The sequence below is a fragment of the Serratia sp. Tan611 genome (assembly GCF_905188235.1).
Taxonomy (GTDB): Bacteria; Pseudomonadota; Gammaproteobacteria; order Enterobacterales; family Enterobacteriaceae; genus Serratia_B; species Serratia_B rhizosphaerae.
In genome coordinates, this window is record NZ_LR994655.1 from 2,333,710 (window position 1) to 2,351,869 (window position 18,160).

Annotated in this window: 15 protein-coding genes and 1 pseudogene; 6 read left to right on the forward strand and 10 right to left on the reverse strand. The window is 60.8% G+C overall.

The genetic code is table 11. The annotated features are described in order from the left end of the window. Positions 1-60: 60 nt before the first annotated feature. The 4 genes from TAN611_RS11015 to gloA form a co-directional block, all read right to left on the reverse strand. On the reverse strand, positions 61-498 hold the full coding sequence (locus TAN611_RS11015) for a DUF2569 domain-containing protein (protein ID WP_105231031.1): 438 nt from the start codon (positions 496-498) through the stop codon (positions 61-63). A gap of 160 nt (positions 499-658) precedes the next feature. Then, positions 659-2,725, reverse strand: coding sequence for a carbon starvation CstA family protein (locus tag TAN611_RS11020; protein ID WP_105231032.1), 2,067 nt, complete (start codon positions 2,723-2,725; stop codon positions 659-661). 257 nt (positions 2,726-2,982) lie between these two features. Continuing rightward, a complete protein-coding gene (locus TAN611_RS11025; protein ID WP_111737150.1) occupies positions 2,983-4,917 on the reverse strand; it encodes an exoribonuclease II in 1,935 nt (644 codons plus the stop codon). Between the two features lie 175 nt (positions 4,918-5,092). Next, positions 5,093-5,620, reverse strand: coding sequence for a lactoylglutathione lyase (gene gloA, locus TAN611_RS11030; RefSeq protein WP_111737149.1), 528 nt, complete (start codon positions 5,618-5,620; stop codon positions 5,093-5,095). Between the two features lie 311 nt (positions 5,621-5,931). On the opposite strand from gloA, the gene dacD reads away from it, so the two are divergent. Both dacD and TAN611_RS11040 read left to right on the forward strand, forming a co-directional pair. Continuing rightward, positions 5,932-7,101 (forward strand): serine-type D-Ala-D-Ala carboxypeptidase DacD, encoded by a 1,170-nt coding sequence (gene dacD, locus TAN611_RS11035; protein ID WP_105233318.1) that lies wholly within the window; start codon positions 5,932-5,934, stop codon positions 7,099-7,101. 92 nt (positions 7,102-7,193) lie between these two features. Next, the gene (locus TAN611_RS11040) at positions 7,194-8,090 is read left to right on the forward strand and encodes a LysR family transcriptional regulator (RefSeq protein WP_111737148.1); all 897 of its coding nucleotides are present in this window, start codon (positions 7,194-7,196) and stop codon (positions 8,088-8,090) included. A gap of 1 nt (position 8,091) precedes the next feature. On the opposite strand, the gene TAN611_RS11045 is transcribed toward TAN611_RS11040, so the two are convergent. From TAN611_RS11045 to sapA, 6 genes are all read right to left on the reverse strand, one after another. Further along, entirely contained in the window at positions 8,092-9,297 is a 1,206-nt protein-coding gene (locus TAN611_RS11045; RefSeq protein ID WP_187043141.1) for a peroxidase, read from the reverse strand. A gap of 216 nt (positions 9,298-9,513) precedes the next feature. Next, positions 9,514-10,329 carry a putrescine export ABC transporter ATP-binding protein SapF gene (gene sapF / locus TAN611_RS11050; RefSeq protein WP_105231036.1) on the reverse strand — a complete coding sequence of 272 codons (816 nt, stop codon included), beginning with the start codon at positions 10,327-10,329 and terminating at the stop codon, positions 9,514-9,516. A 1-nt stretch (position 10,330) separates the two neighbouring features. Further along, positions 10,331-11,323 carry a putrescine export ABC transporter ATP-binding protein SapD gene (gene sapD / locus TAN611_RS11055; protein WP_105231037.1) on the reverse strand — a complete coding sequence of 331 codons (993 nt, stop codon included), beginning with the start codon at positions 11,321-11,323 and terminating at the stop codon, positions 10,331-10,333. Continuing rightward, a complete protein-coding gene (gene sapC / locus TAN611_RS11060; RefSeq protein ID WP_111737147.1) occupies positions 11,323-12,213 on the reverse strand; it encodes a putrescine export ABC transporter permease SapC in 891 nt (296 codons plus the stop codon). The genes sapD and sapC overlap by 1 nt, the downstream gene beginning before the upstream one ends. After that, entirely contained in the window at positions 12,200-13,165 is a 966-nt protein-coding gene (gene sapB, locus TAN611_RS11065) for a putrescine export ABC transporter permease SapB (protein WP_111737146.1), read from the reverse strand. The genes sapC and sapB overlap by 14 nt, the downstream gene beginning before the upstream one ends. Then, positions 13,162-14,817 (reverse strand): ABC transporter substrate-binding protein SapA, encoded by a 1,656-nt coding sequence (sapA, locus tag TAN611_RS11070; RefSeq protein WP_105231040.1) that lies wholly within the window; start codon positions 14,815-14,817, stop codon positions 13,162-13,164. Before sapA ends, sapB begins: the two co-directional genes overlap by 4 nt. 215 nt (positions 14,818-15,032) lie before the next feature. Here sapA and folE2 point away from each other — a divergent pair, with 215 nt between their 5' ends. The 4 genes and pseudogenes from folE2 to TAN611_RS23505 form a co-directional block, all read left to right on the forward strand. Further along, positions 15,033-15,962 carry a GTP cyclohydrolase FolE2 gene (gene folE2, locus TAN611_RS11075; protein ID WP_111737145.1) on the forward strand — a complete coding sequence of 310 codons (930 nt, stop codon included), beginning with the start codon at positions 15,033-15,035 and terminating at the stop codon, positions 15,960-15,962. Continuing rightward, entirely contained in the window at positions 15,952-16,512 is a 561-nt protein-coding gene (locus TAN611_RS11080; protein WP_187043139.1) for a carbonate dehydratase, read from the forward strand. Before folE2 ends, TAN611_RS11080 begins: the two co-directional genes overlap by 11 nt. A gap of 10 nt (positions 16,513-16,522) precedes the next feature. Next, positions 16,523-17,710, forward strand: coding sequence for a zinc metallochaperone GTPase ZigA (zigA, locus tag TAN611_RS11085; protein ID WP_203067703.1), 1,188 nt, complete (start codon positions 16,523-16,525; stop codon positions 17,708-17,710). Between the two features lie 299 nt (positions 17,711-18,009). Beyond that, positions 18,010-18,159 (forward strand): annotated as a pseudogene (locus TAN611_RS23505) (LysR family transcriptional regulator); the annotation flags it as partial. Position 18,160 lies beyond the last annotated feature (1 nt).

An 18,160-nucleotide genomic window follows, 5' to 3' on the forward strand; every position in this document is an offset into this window, starting at 1 on the left:
GTTCTGTTTTGGTCAAAAAACGCACGAATTACCGTTCGAATCGTGCGTTTCCTGCTGAAATTATTCGGTAAAAGTCTGTTTCACCCGCTGCGAGCGACGCAGATAAGGGACAAAAATCGCCGCCATCAGCAGCGGCCAGCCCAGGCTGCGCACCGCCACTTCGTCGGGAATCGGCGCGAAGGCGAAGGATTTGATCGCCAGCAGCACGGTGATCAGCAGCCACACCAGAAACAGTTTGGGAAAGCGGTGCGAACGGTGGCAGAACAGCCACAGCAGCCACAGGGTAAAGACCCACATTGCCAGCGTTGTCAGCACGGAAAAGTACCACTGCAGCGTGAAGGCCTGCGCGTTGGTCAGCAGATATTCGCGCGACTCCGGGGTGATAATCGCCATCGCGTACAGCGCCAGCATCAGGGTGGCGCTGAGCAGGGTGACGATCAGATAGGCCATGGGGGCCAACAGCCAACCGCCAATGCGATTGTATTCAGCGTGGGACATAAACGGCTTCCTGGATAACGGGTTAAGGCAAACTGCGGCATAGAGTAGCGGGTAATGCCCACGCCGTCATCCCCATGCGTGCGGTGTTGAGGGGGGAAAGCATTGCCGTGCGTCGACGGCAATGCTTATTCCGTTACGGAAACCGTCTTTGCTGCAGGCTTCAGGCCTGGCGGCTCTCCTCCCGCAGCGTTACCGGGCTTTCCTGCACCGTCGGCGTATTGGAGCGCAGTGCGCGGCGGATCACGAAGAAGGCCGAAATCAGCATGGTGACGGCAACCAGCATAAAGAACCCGCAGAGCGCGGCGTTAATCTGGTTGCTGAACACGATGGTCTGCATATCCTGCAGCGTTTTGGCCGGCGCGATAATCTCGCCGTGCTCGATGCCGGCAGAGAACTTGTTTGCCTGCGCCAGGAAGCCGATGCTTGGCTTTTCATGGAAAATCTTCTGCCAGCCGGCGGTCATCGAAGTGACGAACAGCCAGACGGTGGGCACGATGGTGACCCAGGCGTAGCGCTGCTTCTTCATTTTGAACAGCACCACGGTGCCGAGGATCAGCGCCATCGAGGCCAGCATCTGGTTGCCGATGCCGAACAGCGGCCACAGGGTGTTGATGCCGCCGAGCGGGTCGATCACCCCCTGATAGACGAAGAACCCCCAGCCGGCCACCGCTACGGTGGTGCCGGCCAGGTTGCCGAACCAGGAGCGGTTATTCGCCAGACGCGGAACCGCCACGCCCACCAGATCCTGCACCATAAAGCGGCAGGCGCGGGTGCCGGCGTCGACGGCGGTCAGAATAAACAGCGCCTCGAACAGAATGGCGAAGTGGTACCAGAAGGCCATCATCGCGCGGCTGTTGAACACCTCGCTGATAATATGCGCCATGCCGACGGCAAAGGTCGGCGCGCCGCCGGCGCGCGACAGCACCGAGTTTTCGCCCACTTCCCGGGCGATCAGCGACAGCGTTTCCGGCGTTACCACAAAGCCCCAGCCGTTGATCACCTGCGACGCGTTTTCCACCGTGGTGCCGATCAGCGCCGCCGGCGAGTTCATGGCGAAGTAGACGCCGGGGTCCAGCACCGAGGCGCAGATCAGCGCCATAATGGCGACGAAGGACTCCATCAGCATCGCGCCGTAGCCGATAAAGCGCATGTGGCTTTCGCGCTCCACCAGTTTCGGCGTGGTGCCGCTGGATACCAGCGCATGGAAGCCGGAAATGGCGCCGCAGGCGATGGTGATAAACAGGAACGGGAACAGCGCGCCGGAGAACACCGGGCCGCTGCCGTCAATAAAGCGCGATACCGCCGGCATTTTCAGCTCCGGCATGGCGAACACGATGCCCACCGCCAAACCGATAATGACGCCGATCTTCATAAAGGTCGACAGATAGTCGCGCGGCGCCAGCAGCAGCCAGACCGGCAGCACCGACGCGACAAAGCCGTAAATCACCAGCACCCAGGTCAGCGTGGTGCCGTGCAGGGTAAAGAACGGCCCCCAGTAAGGGTGCTGCGCCACGTTGCCGCCGTAGATAATCGCCAGCAGCATCAGCACAAAGCCGATCAGCGAGATTTCGGCGATTTTACCGGGGCGAATAAAGCGCATGTAAATGCCCATAAACAGCGCGATAGGAATGGTTGCGGCGATGGTGAACAGCCCCCACGGGCTGTCCGCCAGCGCTTTGACCACCACCAGCGCCAGCGCCGACAGGATAATAATCATCACCCCCAGCGCCCCGAGCATGGTTATCACCCCGGCGAAGGCCCCCAGTTCCTGTTTGGCCATTTCCCCCAGCGAACGGCCGTCGCGGCGGGTCGAGATAAACAGCACCAGAAAATCCTGCACCGCGCCGGCCAGCATCACGCCGATCAGGATCCAGATGGTGCCGGGCAGGAAGCCCATCTGTGCGGCCAGTATCGGCCCCACCAGCGGGCCGGCGCCGGCGATGGCGGCAAAGTGGTGGCCAAACAGCACCCACTTGTTGGTGGGCACGTAATCCAGGCCGTCATTGTGCCGTTCGGCGGGCGTCAGCCGGCGGTCATCCAGTTCAAACACCTTTTTGGCGATAAACAGGCTGTAGAAGCGATAGGCGATGCTGTAACAGGCGACGGACGCCACCACCAGCCAGACTGCATTGACGTGTTCGCCGCGGCTGAGCGCCAGCATGGCAAACGCGCCGGCTCCGACCAACGCCACCACCAGCCAGATAATTCCGGACTTGACGTTCTTCATGGTAAACAACTCCTTGGTGTGCAGAGAGATGAACAGAGATGTTGTTATGAATAATGTGTAACAGCTTAAAAATAGGAGTTTTAGGCGGGAAGAGAAGCCGGGCGGCGAAGAAATGTGAGGCTAGTATTGTTTTATTGTAAAAACAATGTGATGAAATGACGTGAAAGCACAGCGATATCGGCGGCGGCCAATAAAAAGGCCGGGCAGTCAGCCCGGCCTCGGTATTGTCGGCCTCCCAACGCGGGGAGCGCGGAGGGTTACGCCGCCGGTTTGGCAATCACGTTGCGGGTTTCCATGCGCACTTCCGCAATATTGACCTGCAGCGTATCGCTCTGGCGGTAAACCACTTCGCCTTTCACCTGCACGGTGCCGGTGTCCTGGCTGCACACCAGCTCATCGCGCACCGCATGGATAAACGGCGCCGGGATAAAGGCGACGGCGCCGTTATCCAGCAGGCGTACGCGCAGGCCACCACGCGTCACATCGATGATCTCCGCATTGAAACGGGTATCGGTGCCGGCTTTGTCCTGCAGGAAGCGGGCGTACAGCCAGTCGCCGACGTCGCGTTCTGCCATGCGGTTGGCGCGACGGCGCTCCGCCAGCTGCAGCGTCATGGCGTCCTGCGGTTTCTCCGCCGGTTGTTCGCTGATGATCGCTTTCAGCAGGCGGTGGTTGACCATATCGCCGTATTTACGGATCGGTGAGGTCCAGGTGGCGTAGGCTTCCAGCCCCAGGCCAAAGTGCGGGCCGGGTTCGGTGCTGATTTCCGCAAAGGTCTGGAAACGGCGGATGCGGCTGTCGAGGAACTGGGTCGGCTGAGCGTCCAGATGGCGTCGCAGTTCGCAGAACCCGTCCAGCGTCAGCAGCTTCTCGGCGTCGGCTTCAACGCCGTTGGCCTGCAGCACGGTGACGGCCTGTTCAACCAGCGCCGGGTCGAAGCCGTTATGCACGTTGTAGATGCCGAAGCCCAGACGGTCGCGCAGTACGATGGCGGCGCAGACGTTGGCGGCGATCATGCACTCTTCAACGATGCGGTTGGCGATGCGGCGATGCTCGGTGATGATATCCAGCACCTCGCCTTGCTCGCCCAGCACGAAGCGGTAATCCGGTCGATCCTTGAATACCAGCGCATGCTGGTGACGCCAAGAGCTGCGTGCGGCGCAGACGCGCTGAAGCAGGGTGATCTGCTGGGCGATGGCGTCGCTTGGCGGCTGCCAGTCGCCGACGCCTTCCAGCCAGTCGGAAACTTCGTCGTACACCAGCTTGGCTTTTGATTCGATCTCGGCGGCGAAGAAGTGAATATCGTCGCCGAGGGCGCCGTCGGCGGCGATGGTGACGCGGCAGGCCAGCACCGGACGGCGCTCATTGGCGCGCAGCGAGCACAGGTTGTCGGACAGGTCGCGCGGCAGCATCGGGATATTGAAGCCCGGCAGGTAGTTGGTAAAGGCGCGCACGCGGGCGATGTCGTCCAGCGCGCTGCCTTCATCGACGAAGGCGGTCGGATCGGCGATGGCGATGGTCAGCTGCAGCGTACCGTCAGCGTTCTCCTGCACCAGCAGGGCGTCGTCCATATCTTCGGTGCTGGCGCTGTCGATGGTGACAAAATCCAGCGCGGTCAGATCTGCACGCTGCAGAGCGTCGCTCGGCGCGTGGGTTTCCGCCATCTCCGGCGCTTCTTTCTCCAGATTGTGGCGCGCCAGCGTCACCCACCACGGCACGAAGTGGTCATCGGCGTGGGTGATGTACTGCGTCAGTTCGGCGTAAAACGTGCGGTCGCCCTTGAGCGGGTGACGACGCATCTCGGCCACCGCCCAGTCACCGGCCTGGAAGTCGTGGCTCAGGCCGCGCGCGGGGCGGCACTGGATGGCGTCTTTCAGCAACGGATGGTCCGGCACGATAGACAGGCGATCGTCTTTTTTCTGCACCCGGCCGACAAAGCGCGTCAGGAACGGCTCGACCAGCGAGTCCGGCTCCGCGATTTCGCGCTCTTTTTCCGTATGCAGCGTGGCGACGATGCGATCCCCGTGCATGACTTTTTTCATGTGCGGCGGTGGGATGAAATAGCTTTTTTGACCGTCTACCTCAAGAAAGCCAAAGCCTTTCTCAGTCCCTTTTACTACGCCTTCAACGCGCGGGGTCTGAGAGTGAAGTTGCTGTTTAAGCTGCGCCAGCAGCGGGTTATCTTGAAACATATCGTCCAGTGAATGGGTTGTGAGTGGCAAGATTTGCGGCTGACAGTTTTACGCGAATCACCCGCTGCGGGCAAGCCTGACGTCGCGCTTTTCCCGGCGAGGCGGACTATTTTTGGTCATTCTGCGGGCAGGGGGCGGAAAAGCGTCCCGACGAGCGGCCGGGACGGCGGGGCGATTACGCCTGCAGCGGCGTCGGTTGCAGGATCTCAATCCAGTAATCGTCCGGATCCTTGATGAACGCCACGTAGTTCATACGCCCTTCGTGCAGGCGCTTCTGGAAGGTGACGCCCATCTGTTCAAAGCGTTCACAGGCGGCGCGTACGTCCGGCACGGTGACGCACAGGTGGCCGAAGCCGCGCGGTTCGCTGTTGCCGTTATGGTACTGGAAATCCGGCTGGTTTTCCGTGCCGTGGTTGTGCGTCAGCTCCAGGATGCCCGGCTGGCTCAGCGCCCACTGCTTGCGCTGCTCGTCATCCTGCGGGATCTGGTCGCGCGGGACGCGGGCCAGATACACGATGGTAAACGCCGCCTCGGCGAAGTCTTCTTTATATACCGGCGTAAAGCCCAGCACGCGGGTATAGAAGTCCAGCGCCTTGCTCAGATCTTTTACGCGGATCATGGTGTGGTTAAACACATAACCATCGGTAACGCTTTCCGGCTGGTCGGCGACACCCGGCAGGTTTAATAACTCGTTCAGAGGCATAATTTTTCTCCTTGATGCTTTATCTGTAACGCTGTGCTGAGTATACCCTGTCTTGCAGGAAGCGTGTGGCGGGCGGCAACATCCGGCAACGTCTGATAACAACCGGAATGGATTTTAAAGCCGGCGCGCCGTTTTTTTCGCCAAAACGTGACGGCGCGGCTTGCGGGCGGCAAGGTTTATTACCGGATCGGCATAACACATACAAATGGTTGCACTCTGTTATCTGCTGTAAAAGACTGGTGATTCCGCTGCCGCGCCGTTTGGTGCAGTCTAGCCCGCCTAAAACAGAGAAATATGAAGAGGATATCGTCGTGAAGCCTAGTGTATTGGCCGTTGTATGTGGAATGTTACTGCCGCTGGCAGCCCAGGCGGCAGCAACGCCGGCGCAGGTTCCTGCGCTGACCCCGCCGCCAATCGATGCGGCTTCGTACGTATTGATGGATTATACCACCGGCCAGATTTTGGCGCAGGATCATGCTGACGAGCGGCGCAATCCCGCCAGCCTGACTAAACTGATGACCGGCCTGGTGGTCGACCACGCCCTCGATCAGCACAAAATTGGGCTGGATGACGTGGTGACGGTGGGCCAGGACGCCTGGGGCGCCGGCAACCCGGTATTTAAAGGCTCCTCGCTGATGTTCTTAAAGCCAGGTGACAGGGTCACGGTGCGCGATCTCAGCCGTGGCATTATCATTGACTCCGGCAATGACGCCTGCGTGGCGATGGCCGATTACGTGGCCGGCAGTCAGGCGGCTTTCGTACAGTTGATGAACCAGAAAGCGGCGCAGCTCGGGCTGAAAAACACCCACTTTGAAACGGTGCACGGCCTGGATGCGCCGGGTCAGTTCACTACCGCCGGGGATTTGGCGCAGATATCGCGGGCGATCATCATGAGCGAACCGGCGGAATATCATATGTACAGCGAAAAATCGCTGACCTGGAACGGCATCACGCAGCAGAACCGCAACGGCCTGCTGTGGGATAAAACGCTGCACGTTGACGGCCTGAAAACCGGCCATACGGCGTCGGCGGGCTTTAACATTATTGCCTCCGCCACCGAAGGCAACCGCCGTATGATTGCCGTGGTGATGGGCGGTAAAAGCTCGAAAGGGCGTGAAGAGCAGGCGCGTAAACTGCTGACCTGGGGGCTGCGCGACTTTGACACCGTGCAGGTGTTCAAGGCCGGCGCCGCACTGGGCAATGAGACGGTCTGGTACGGCGATAAGTCGCAGGTGCAGGTCGGCGTCCAGCAGGATCACGCGCTCAGTCTGCCGAAGGGCGAAGTGCAGAAGCTTAAGGCGCAGTACGTGCTGAACGGCAAACGGCTGGAAGCGCCGCTGAAGGCGGGCCAGACCGTCGGCGAAGTACGCATCAGCGACGACGGTAAACTGCTGGAAACGCTGCCGCTGGTGGCGCTGCAGCCGGTTAATCAGGGCGGGATCTTCTCGCGTCTGGTGGACTACATAAAACTCAAAGTATAACTATTCCCTCCGGGCCCGGCCGACGCCGCACGGGCCCGCTTTTTGCTGCTTAATGATATACTTGGTTTAGATGTCATCATCCGAGCGAATTAATGGATATTAAGCAACTGATTTATCTGTGTAATCTTGAGCGCGAACGCCATTTCGGCCGGGCGGCGGAAGCCAGTTTCGTCAGCCAGCCGACGCTATCTATGCGGTTGAAAAACCTGGAGAAAGAATTGGGCGTGGCGTTGATCAACCGCGGCAATAATTTTGAAGGCTTTACCGCAGAGGGCGAACGCGTGCTGGCCTGGGCGCGGGAAATCGTCTCGGTGTATCAGGGGCTGAAGCTGGAGGTGGAATCGCTCAAGCACGGGCTGAACGGAACGCTGGTGATTGGTGCGGTGCCGCAGTGCAGCATCATGCTGGCGCAGTTGCTGAAGTCGGTCAGCGCCAAATTTCCCCGGCTGGATTTCCGCGTTTCGGTACTCAGCGCCGATCAGCTGCTGGAGGCCCTGACCGCCCATACGGTAGACATCGGCATCGGTTTTTTCGAGCTGCAGACGCTGCACGAGCTGCATTTCCAGTCGCAGCCGCTGGAGGACAGCGGCGTCGATCTGCTGTTTCATCCGCAGCACTTTCCGCAGCTGGTCGGCGATACGCCGCTGACGCTGCGTGAGGTCGCCGACTTGCCGCTGTGCCTGGCGGAACCGTCGCGCTATTTCCGCCGCTATATCGATCAGAACTTCCGCGACGCCGGGTTAACGCTGCATACGCGGCTGGAAACCAGCTCGCTGCTGCAACTGCTGCAGGGGATTTTCGTCGGTTTAGGCTGTGGCATCTTCCCGCGCGGCAATTTACTGCCGGAAATGACGCCGCAGCTGCAGCGCCGTTCGATCGCGATAGCGCCGATGACGCGCCACGCGGCGGTGGTGGTGGCCGAGCCGGGCCGGGCGACGCCGCTGGCCCAGCATTTCTTTGACGCGGCCCAAAGTTGGCTGCTGCAGTAAATTACTCTTCGTCTTCCGTGCCGATGCTGAGCGTATCGCCCAGGCTATAGCGCAGACGGTTCTCCCAGGCATACAGCGCGCTGGTCAGTATCAGATCCAGCGCCTGCGCCTGCGTTGCGCCCTGCTGAAACAGCGGTTGTACGCTGTGCGGCGTAAACTTTTCCGGGCTGCGGGTTAGCGCGCTGCCGATCTGAATCACCGCCTTTTGCCGGGGATCCGCCGCAAGCTGATAGCCGGCGTCGATGCTGTCGCACAGGGCGTGCACCAGCGGCGGGTTGTGCAGATCGGCGGCGACGCTGGCGGCGCAATAGCGGCTGCCGTTGATGCGTGAGGTGCAGAGCGCCGCCAGCGCCATCAGTCGACGGCTCGTTTCATCATTACTGCCATGAATACCGTTAAATACGCCGTTGCGTTCACGCAGGGCGGCGGCATCATGGGCCAGCAGCAGGTAGTAATCCTCACTCCGCGCGTCCGGATGGCTCTGATCCAGCACGTCCAGCTGTTCGGCCGCCGCCTCTTCGGGCTGCAGCAGCGTCAGGCGTGACCGCCAGAGCGGCGGGCGTTCATCAAGGCGCAGCGCCTCGGCGTCCTGCTGGGTGGTGAAGCCTGGTGCCACCGCAGCGGGCCGGCCCGCCAGCGCGGCGATGCCGGCGACTACCCGCGCCTGATAGCTGACAAAACCGATAATCTGCACGAAGGAGACGATATCCGCTACGCTCAGGCCGACATCACTCAACTGCTGCAGCGCCTTACGACAGATCAGCGTGGGCTGGGTGGCAAGCTGGCGGGCGTATTGGGTGATTTGCGCTAAGCGGATATTACTTTCACGGGAGGCGTCGGGGCTGTCGAGCGGGGCGAGGCGGGCGGCGTAGTGGCTACACAGCGACTGCACGCCGGTAACCTGCGCCACCGTCAGCGCGGTACAGAGGCGATCGTATGGTGACAACGTCACGTGGCGCGACAGCGCGACCTGCTCGGGAAACAGTACGCTGCAGCACGCCAGCGAGGCGCTGAAGAGCGGCGCCCGGGCGATCAGCGCCTGATTCAATGCCGGGTCGGCAAACTCGCCCAGTCCCAGCAAAAAGCGGTCGCGGATCAGGGCGGCCTGCGGCTCTAACGGCATATCGCCGCGTACGCTGCACTGGGTTTCATGATACCACTGGCTATGATATTGGCGCTGTTGTTCCCTGAGGCGTGGACTCGTCATCAGTGAGATATCCTGTTGTTTAATCAACTCAACGTAGGGATATCTTCACTGATTCGAATAGCGAGATAAAATAATGTTACGTGCTAATCAATAACTGAAGGGAATAAAATATAATGATATATCACAAAAATGTAATTTGTATTTGCGCCTGACGGGTAACGGCCCGCCGCGCAGGCACGGCCTCCGGGCGGCGCCGACACCGCCCGGAAGTTGATGTCAGAAGCGGCCTCCGCCGTCGCGCCGCCAGGCGTCGGCGGTCAGGGCTTCGCCAAAGTGGCTGGCGATCAGCCGCTTGGTCAGTTCATGCAGCGGCGCCGCCAGCACCTCGGCGGTGCTGCCGCGCTCGACGATTTCCCCTTCATGCATCACCAGCACCTGATCGCTGATGTGTTTCATCATTCCCAAATGCTGGGTGACATAGATATAGGAGATGCCGTGCTTCTCCTGTAGTTCCAGCATCAGGTTGATGATTTGCGAGCGCATCGACATATCCAGCGAGGCTAGGGCCTCATCGGCGACGATCACCTTTGGCTGCAGAATCAGCGCCCTTGCCAGCGCTACGCGCTGTTTCTGGCCGGAGGCCAGCATATGCGGGTAGTAATAGGCGTGGTCCGGCAGCATGCCGACCTGGCGCAGCGTCTGGTTAATGCGCCGCTCGCGCTCCTCAGGCTCCAGATCGGTGTTCAGGCGCAGCGGGGCGTCCAGAATCTGCCCGATGCGCTGACGCGGATTGAGCGAGGTGCTGGGGTCCTGAAAAATCATGCGGATACGCTGGCTGCGGTAGCGGTAGTCGCCGTAGTTCAGCGGATGGTCGTCGATCAGCAGTTCACCGGCGCTGGGTTCGACCATGCCGGAAAGCATCTTCGCCAGCGTTGACTTGCCTGAACCGTTCTCGCCGATAATCGCCAGCGTCTGGCGTTCGCGCAGGGTAAAACTCACCGACTTGACCGCTTCGACGTGCTGACGACGGAACAGACCGCTGCGGTAGCGGTAGGTTTTGCTCAGGTTGCGCACTTCCAATAGCGTTTCCATCTCACTGTTCCTCCATATTGAGCGGGAAGTGGCAGGCGAACAGGTGATTCTTCACCGCACGCAGGCGCGGGGTTTCGATGCATTTTTTCTGCGCATAAGGGCAGCGCGGCCCCAGCCGGCAGCCGATGGGCAAATGTTCCAGTGACGGGATCGCCCCCGGCAGGGTATTGAGCCGGCTTTTGTGCGGCAGCGAACGGCCGAAGTCCGGCATGGCGCGGATCAGCGCCTGGGTGTACGGATGATGCGGTGCCGCCAGCAACTCCTCGCAGCGGGCGCTTTCCACCGTCTGGCCGCAGTAAAGTACGTTCACCCGGTCAGCCCATTTGCTCATCATCTGCAAGTCATGGCTGATCAGCAAAATGGTGGTGTTGTTGTTTTGATTCAGCCGCGCCAGCAGGCGGAAAATCTGCGCCTGGGTGGTGGGCTCCATCGCATTGGTCGGCTCATCGGCGATCAGCAGACGCGGCTGGTTGGCCAGCGCGATGGCGATCATCACTTTTTGACATTCCCCTTCGGTGAGCTCATAGGGGAAACTGCCCATAATATCGTTGTGATCTTTAATACCGACGCGGTGCAGCAGCTCAATCGCCCGGCGACGCCGCCAGTTGAAGCGCTGCCACCAGTGGCCTTTATAGGTCCAGCCGGGGATAGCCTGCGCCAGCTGCCGGCCGATGCTTTCGGACGGATCAAGACAGGATTGCGGCTCCTGGAAAATCATGGAGACGTTGTGGCCCACCAGCTTGCGGCGCTCGCGCGGCGTCAGCTGCAGCAGGTCGATGTCGTCAAAGCGCAGACGGTCGGCGGTGACGCGCCAGTTATCTTTGGTGACGCCGCAGATCGCCTTGGCGATCAGGCTTTTGCCGGAGCCGGATTCACCCACCAGCCCGCGTACTTCGCCTTCGCTCAGCGTCATGCTGACGCGGTCTACCGCCTTGACCGGTCCGTCGGCGGTCATAAATTCAATCGTCAGATTGCGGATATCGAGCAACGGCATTATTCCACTCCCGCATTAATGGCGCGGCGCATGCCGTCACCCAACAGGTTGATCAGCAACACGCTGATCAGAATGGCGGCGCCGGGCAGCATCACCGCCCAGGGCGCGACATATACCAGCTCCAGCGAATCGCCGAGCATGGCGCCCCATTCCGGCGACGGCAGCTGCGCGCCGAGGTCGAGAAAGCCGAGCGCGGCGATATCGAGGATCGCCATCGACAGCGCGCGGGTGAACTCGGTCACCAGCACCGCGGCGATATTGGGCAGCACCGCATACCACAGGATCTGCAGGGTTGAAGCGCCGTCCAGCCGCGCCGCCACCACATACTCTTTTTCCAGCTCGTCATGCACCGCGCTGTAAATGGTGCGCACTATGCGCGGCAACAGCGCCAGCCACACCGCCAGCATGGCGTGCTCCAGTTTCGGGCCGATAAACGCCACCACCACGATCGCCAGCAGCAGCGACGGGATAGACAGCAGGGTATCGAGAATATGGTTCAGCACCGCCGAGCGCAGGCCGTGGGTCACGCCGGCCAGCACGCCGAGGATCACGCCGAAGAAGGCGGCGCCCAGCGTCACCACCAGCGCCGAGCCGAAGGTGGCGGCGGTGCCGGTCAGCAGCCGGCTCAGCAGATCGCGCCCCAGATCGTCGGTGCCGAGGAAGAACGACACGTTGCCGTAGCGCGACCAGGAAGGCGGCAGCAGCTGGTAGCCGAGGAACTGCTGGTCGAGCGCATAGGGCGCCAGCAGACTGCCGAACAGCGACAGCAGCACCAGCGCAATCACGCCGTAAAAACCGATCATCGCCAGCGCGTCGCCGTAAAATATCCGCCAGGTATAGCGCAGCGGGCTCGGCATTTTCTTTTCGCGGTATACGTTATCGAAGGGCATACCATTCCTTATGTTTCAATGGGTTGGTTGCCGCACCCAGGATATCGGCCAGCACGTTGATGGTGATGACCAGCGAACCGACCAGCATCACGCCGGCGGAAATGGCGGCGTAGTCCTGCTGGCGAATGGCGTTAATCAGCCAGCGTCCCAGACCCGGCCAGCTGAAGACCACTTCGGTGATCATCGCCAGCGTCAGCATGGTGGAGAACTGCAGCCCCAGCTTCGGGATGATCGGCGGCAGCGCGTTGTGCAGCACGTGACGGCGGATAATGGTAAAGCGCGACAGGCCGCGGGTGGCCGCCGCCTTGATATAGTTCTGGCTGAACACCTCGTCGGTGCTGATGCGCATCAGCCGCACCACTTCGGTGGTCGGCGCCACCGCCAGCGCGGCGATCGGCAAAATCATATGGCGCAGCGCGCTGGCGATCATTTCGCTGCGGTACGGCGAATCGGACAGCCAGGCGTCGACCAGCGCAAAGCCGGTGACCGGCTGCACCTGATACAGCAGATCGAAACGGCCGGAAACCGGCAGCCAGCCCAGATGCAGCGAGAAGAACAGCATCAGCAGCAGCGCCAGCCAGAATACCGGAATGGAGAAGCCCAGCAGCGCAAAGGTGCTGATGGCGGTGTCCTGCCATTTGCCGCGCATCACGCCGGCGATAATGCCAAGCGGGATACCGATAAACAGCGCCAGGGCAAAGGCCAGAATGCACAGCTCCATGGTGGCCGGGAACACCTCACGCAGCTGTTCGTCAATCGCCTGGCCGTTAATGCTGGACACGCCGAAATCCCAGTGCAGCAGACTGGTGAAATAAAATTGGTAGGCATCCCACAGCCCGGCGCCGCTGAGCGGCGCGTGCGGCGTGAAGTAGCTCAGGCTGAAGCCTACCAGCGTCAGGAAAAACAGGGTGATAATCAGCAGCAGGCAGCGGCGCAGAGTAAAGATAATCACGGTTTTTCTCCCTCCGCCGTTTCACGATACACGCCGGCGAATGATGCGTTGCCGAAGGGGCTGAGCACCAGTCCCTTGATGTCATAACGGTAGGCCTGCAGACGCAGCGATGACGCCAGCGGCAGCACCGGCAGCTGCTGCTCCAGAATTTTTTGCGCCTGACGGTAGCTGTCAATGCGCTGCGCCAGCTGCTGCGACAGCAGGGCGTTTTGCAGCGTTTCATCAAAACCGGGGTCGCACCAGTGAGCATAGTTGGTTTGCGAGCGAATTGCCGCGCAGCTCAGCAGCGGCCGGAAGAAGCTGTCCGGGTCGTTACTGTCGGTGGCCCAGCCGGTCAGGGTGAGGTCGTGATTCATCTCCATCAGCCGCGCCTCCTGGAAGCGGCCCTCCACCGGCACGATGGTGACGTGCACGCCGATCTGGCCCAGATCGGCCTGGATCAGTTCGGCGGTTTTCAGCGGGCTGGGGTTATAGGACTGCGAGGCGGTCGGCACCCACAGCTTCAGCTGCAGATTGTCGATGCCGGCCTCTTTCAGCATGCGGCGCGCCTGCTGCGGGTCGTAGGCGGTGACGTGCGCGTCATTGTCATACGCCCAGGAGGCGCGCGGCAGAATCGACGCGGCGGTCTCGGCGGTGCCGTAGTAAATCGACTGCATCAGACGCTGGTTGTTGATCGCCAGCGAGATGGCCTGACGCACCTTCAGGTTATTGAACGGCGGTTTGCGGGTGTTGAAGGCCAGATAGGCGATGTTCATCCCCGGCCGCAGCGTCAGACGCAGGCGCGGATCGTCGCGCAGAATGGAAAGCTGGCTGGCGGCCGGATAGGCCAGTACGTCGCATTCGCCGGTCAGCAGTTTCGACAGGCGACCGGTGCCGCCGGCGCCCAGGTCAATCACCACCTGCGCCATACGCGGTTCGCCTTTCCAGTAGGCCTGGTTGCGCGCCAGGCGGATATATTGCCCGGAGCGGTATTCATTGAGCAGGAAAGGCCCGGTGCCTACCGGCTCGCGGTCTATCATCTGCTGGTCGCCGGCCTTGCTCAGGTTGTCGGCATACTCTGCCGACAGCACCGGTGCATAGTGGGTAGCCAGATGCCACAGGAACGAGGCGTCCGGCGCCTGCAGGCGGATCTCGACGGTGTAGTTGTCGAGCTTTTTCACGCTTTGCACCGAATCGGAAAACTGCAGGCTGTCGAAGTAAGGATACTCGCCACCGTTGACGTCGTGATACGGATGCTTGTGGTTAAACACCCGCTCAAAGCTGAATACCACATCGTCGGCGTTCATTTTACGCGTTGGCGTAAACCAGGCGGTGTGCTGGAACGGCACGTCTTTACGCAGGTGGAAACGATAGGTAGCGCCGTTGTCCAGCACCTCCCAGCGTTGCGCCAGCTCCGGAATCAGCCGGTAGGTATAGGGGTCAACATCCAGCAGGCGATCGTACAGCTGCGCCGCCAGCGTATCGACCGTCAGGCCGCTGCTGGCCATCTGCGGATTAAAGGTGTTCAGGATGCCGTTGACGCAATAGACAAAACCGCTCTGATGTACGTCCGGCAGGGGCGCCGGAGCATCAGCCGCGGGCGCAGCCGCAGCGGCGGCCATCAGCGAATTGCCCAGGCATAACGACAGGATCCAAATGGGTAAACCACGCATAGAGGCTTCATGGGTTAATAAGCGATAGCGTTAGTGTACCGTACTCTGGCGAACTGCCCAATTCTTCAGATAAAAACGTCGATTTTTCTGCGGCTTGATTGACCAACCGGGCGTCACGGCGCCGTGCAGGCGGAAAAAAAGACAAAATGTTATGTTATAACATATCTATTTCGTGTTACCGTTTTTGCCTGGTCACTAACAACTGCAGGGGAAACATGGGAAATACGGCTATGGCTCACCGTCAGCCGCTGCCGGATGTGCAGAGCGGACACGGGGAGATGAGCGATATCGCCCTTGACTGGGTGGGAATGCAGGGCATCGCGCTGCCGCTGGAGGTGGCGGGGCGTCCGCTAAATGCCGAAGTAAGCGTCGGCGTTAACGTCTGCGCCAACCGTGACGGCGCGCGCGGCATTCATATGTCGCGCCTGTATCTGACGCTGGATGCGCTGACGCAGGGGGAACTGACGCCGCGACGCATTATCAACACGCTGGCCGAATGTCTGCAGTCGCAGAGTACGGACAGCGATCGGGTGCAGTTGGAGATCGGCGGGGAACTGCTGCTGTCGCGTCCGGCGCTGATCAGCCCGCAGCGCGGCTGGAAAAGTTACCCGCTGCGCATTACCGCAGCGCTGGAGCTGCTGCCAACGCTGACGCTGCAGGTCGGCGTGCCTTATTCATCCACCTGCCCGGCGTCGGCGGCTCTCAGCCGTCAGGCGGCGCAGCAGCAGTTTCTGGTCGATATCGAGGCGGATGATGAAACGGTCGGGACGCAGCAGGTGGCTGACTGGCTGGGGACGCACGGCATGCCGGCGACGCCGCACAGCCAGCGCAGCTGGGCGTGGGTGACGGTCACCTTGTCCGGCGATGAAAAAGTACTGCCGGTGATTTCGCTGATCGACCGCATCGAGCATGCGCTGGGGACGCCGGTGCAGACGCTGGTCAAGCGTCAGGACGAGCAGGCGTTTGCATTGGCTAACGGCCGCAACCTGATGTTTTGTGAAGATGCCGCGCGCCGGTTGTATGACGCCCTGCGCCGCTCCTGCTGCTACCGCGCCTTCAGCGTGCGGGTGGAGCATCAGGAAAGCCTGCATGCGCATAACGCGGTAGCCCGACTGAGCTGGCGGGAGGACGCTGATGCTGCGTAAAAATCCCAGCGGCCATCTGCCGCAGGTCTCCGCCCAAGCCTATATCGATCCCACTGCGATTATCTGCGGGCGGGTGATTATCGGCGATTACGTGTACGTCGGGCCTTACGCGGTGATTCGCGCCGATGAAGTTAACGCCGACGGCGATATGGCGCCGATTGTGATCGGCGCCCACTCCAATATTCAGGACGGCGTGGTGATCCATTCCAAAAGCGGCGCGGCGGTAACCATCGGCAGCTACAGCTCCATCGCCCACCGTGCCATTGTGCACGGGCCGTGCCGCATCGATGACCGGGTGTTCGTCGGTTTTAACAGCGTGCTGTTCAACTGCCATCTGCGCAGCGGCTGCGTGGTGCGTTATAACGCGGTGGTGGACGGCGTGACGCTGCCGGAGCAGTGCTATATCCCGTCCACCGAACGGGTCGGTGCAGACAGCGATCTGTCGCGCTATGGCCAGGTGGAACCCGACGCGCTGCAATTTTCAGAGGAGGTGGCCGCCACCAATGTCGATCTGGTGCGCGGCTATCAGGCATTACGCAACGAATTTTAGTGAGGCTGCCATGCAACCACTTCCGGTTACGGTGCTTTCCGGCTTTCTTGGCGCCGGCAAGACCACGGTGCTTAACCATATACTGAACAACCGTCAGGGCATGCGCGTGGCGGTGATCGTCAATGATATGAGCGAGGTGAATATCGACGCCGCGCTGCTGGCCAACGAAGTCACCCTCGATCGCCAGCAGGAAAAGCTGGTGGAAATGAGCAACGGCTGTATCTGCTGTACTCTGCGGGAAGATCTGCTGGTGTCGGTACGTGAGCTGGCGCAGGCCGACCGCTTTGACTACCTGCTGATTGAATCCAGCGGTATTTCGGAGCCGCTGCCGGTGGCGGAGACTTTTACCTTTGAGGATCAGGCGGGAGAGAGCCTGTCGCAGTTTGCCCGGCTGGACACGCTGGTCACGGTGGTGGACGGCGTTAATTTCCTTGAGCAGTACCAGCAGGCGGCTAGTCTGCAGGAAGTCGGGCAAAGCTTGGGGGAGGATGACCTGCGCAGCGTGGCGGATTTGTTGATTGAACAGATCGAGTTTTGCGACGTGATACTGATCGGTAAAACCGACCTGCTGACGCCGCAGCAGCTGGCGGAGGTCACGGCGCTGCTGGCCAGTCTCAATACCGAGGCGAAGATTATCCCGATCGCGCCGGGCACGCTGCCGCTGGACGAAGTGCTTAACACTCATCGCTTTAGCTTTGAAAAGGCGCAGCGTGCGCCGGGCTGGCTGAAGGAGTTGCGCGGCGAGCATCTGCCGGAAACGGAAAATTACGGCATCAGCAGCTTTGTCTACCGCGCCCGTCGGCCGTTTGCGCCGGACAAATTCTATCGCCTGATTAACGGCGACTGGGCCGGCGGCAACTTGCTGCGTTCGAAAGGTTTTTTCTGGCTGGCGACGCGGCCGCAGCACGCCGGGCAGTGGAGCCAGGCCGGCGGCATTGCCCGCTACGGCGTCGCGGGGTTGTTCTGGCGCGCCATTCCGCAGGATAACTGGCCGCAGGATGAGGAAACGCGGGCGCAGATTCTGGAACGTTGGGTTGAACCGTTTGGCGATATGCGCCAGGAGCTGGTGTTTATCGGTCAGCATCTGCCGCAGGCGGAGATGGTGCGCCGGCTGGATGCGTGTCTGCTGAGCGATGCGGAGATGGCGGCCGGTCTGGCGTATTGGTTGGAGATGGCTGACCCGTTTCCTGCCTGGTAATTGCACAATGTTGTTGTGGAGATGAGAAAAATTCTCAACAAAAAGCTTTACAGCTGATATTGAGAACCATTATCATCACCTCGCAGTTCACGGAAGGCCGCTCCCGCGGCGCTGACGTGAAAGGCACGACATTGCTCACATTGCTTCCAGTATTATTTTCAAGCCAGCTCGGGTGCTGGCTTTTTTTTTTTGCCTGTCGATCCCCATTTATTCGCGATGTACGCCTAATCCGCCTTGTCCCGGGGCGAGATCCGCGCGCAGCGTCAGCGTCGGGATGTCAAGTCGCCGCCGTTCTGCCGCCGGAACGGCTGGCGCGCGGCAATGCCGCTCTGCAGGTGCGGGAGCCGCCGGTGGCCGTGCCGGGGTTCGAGATGGTGATGCTGTGGCTCGAGCGCAGCCACCGCGATCCGGCACACCGGTGGCTGCGGGCGCATATTATGGCGTTGCTGA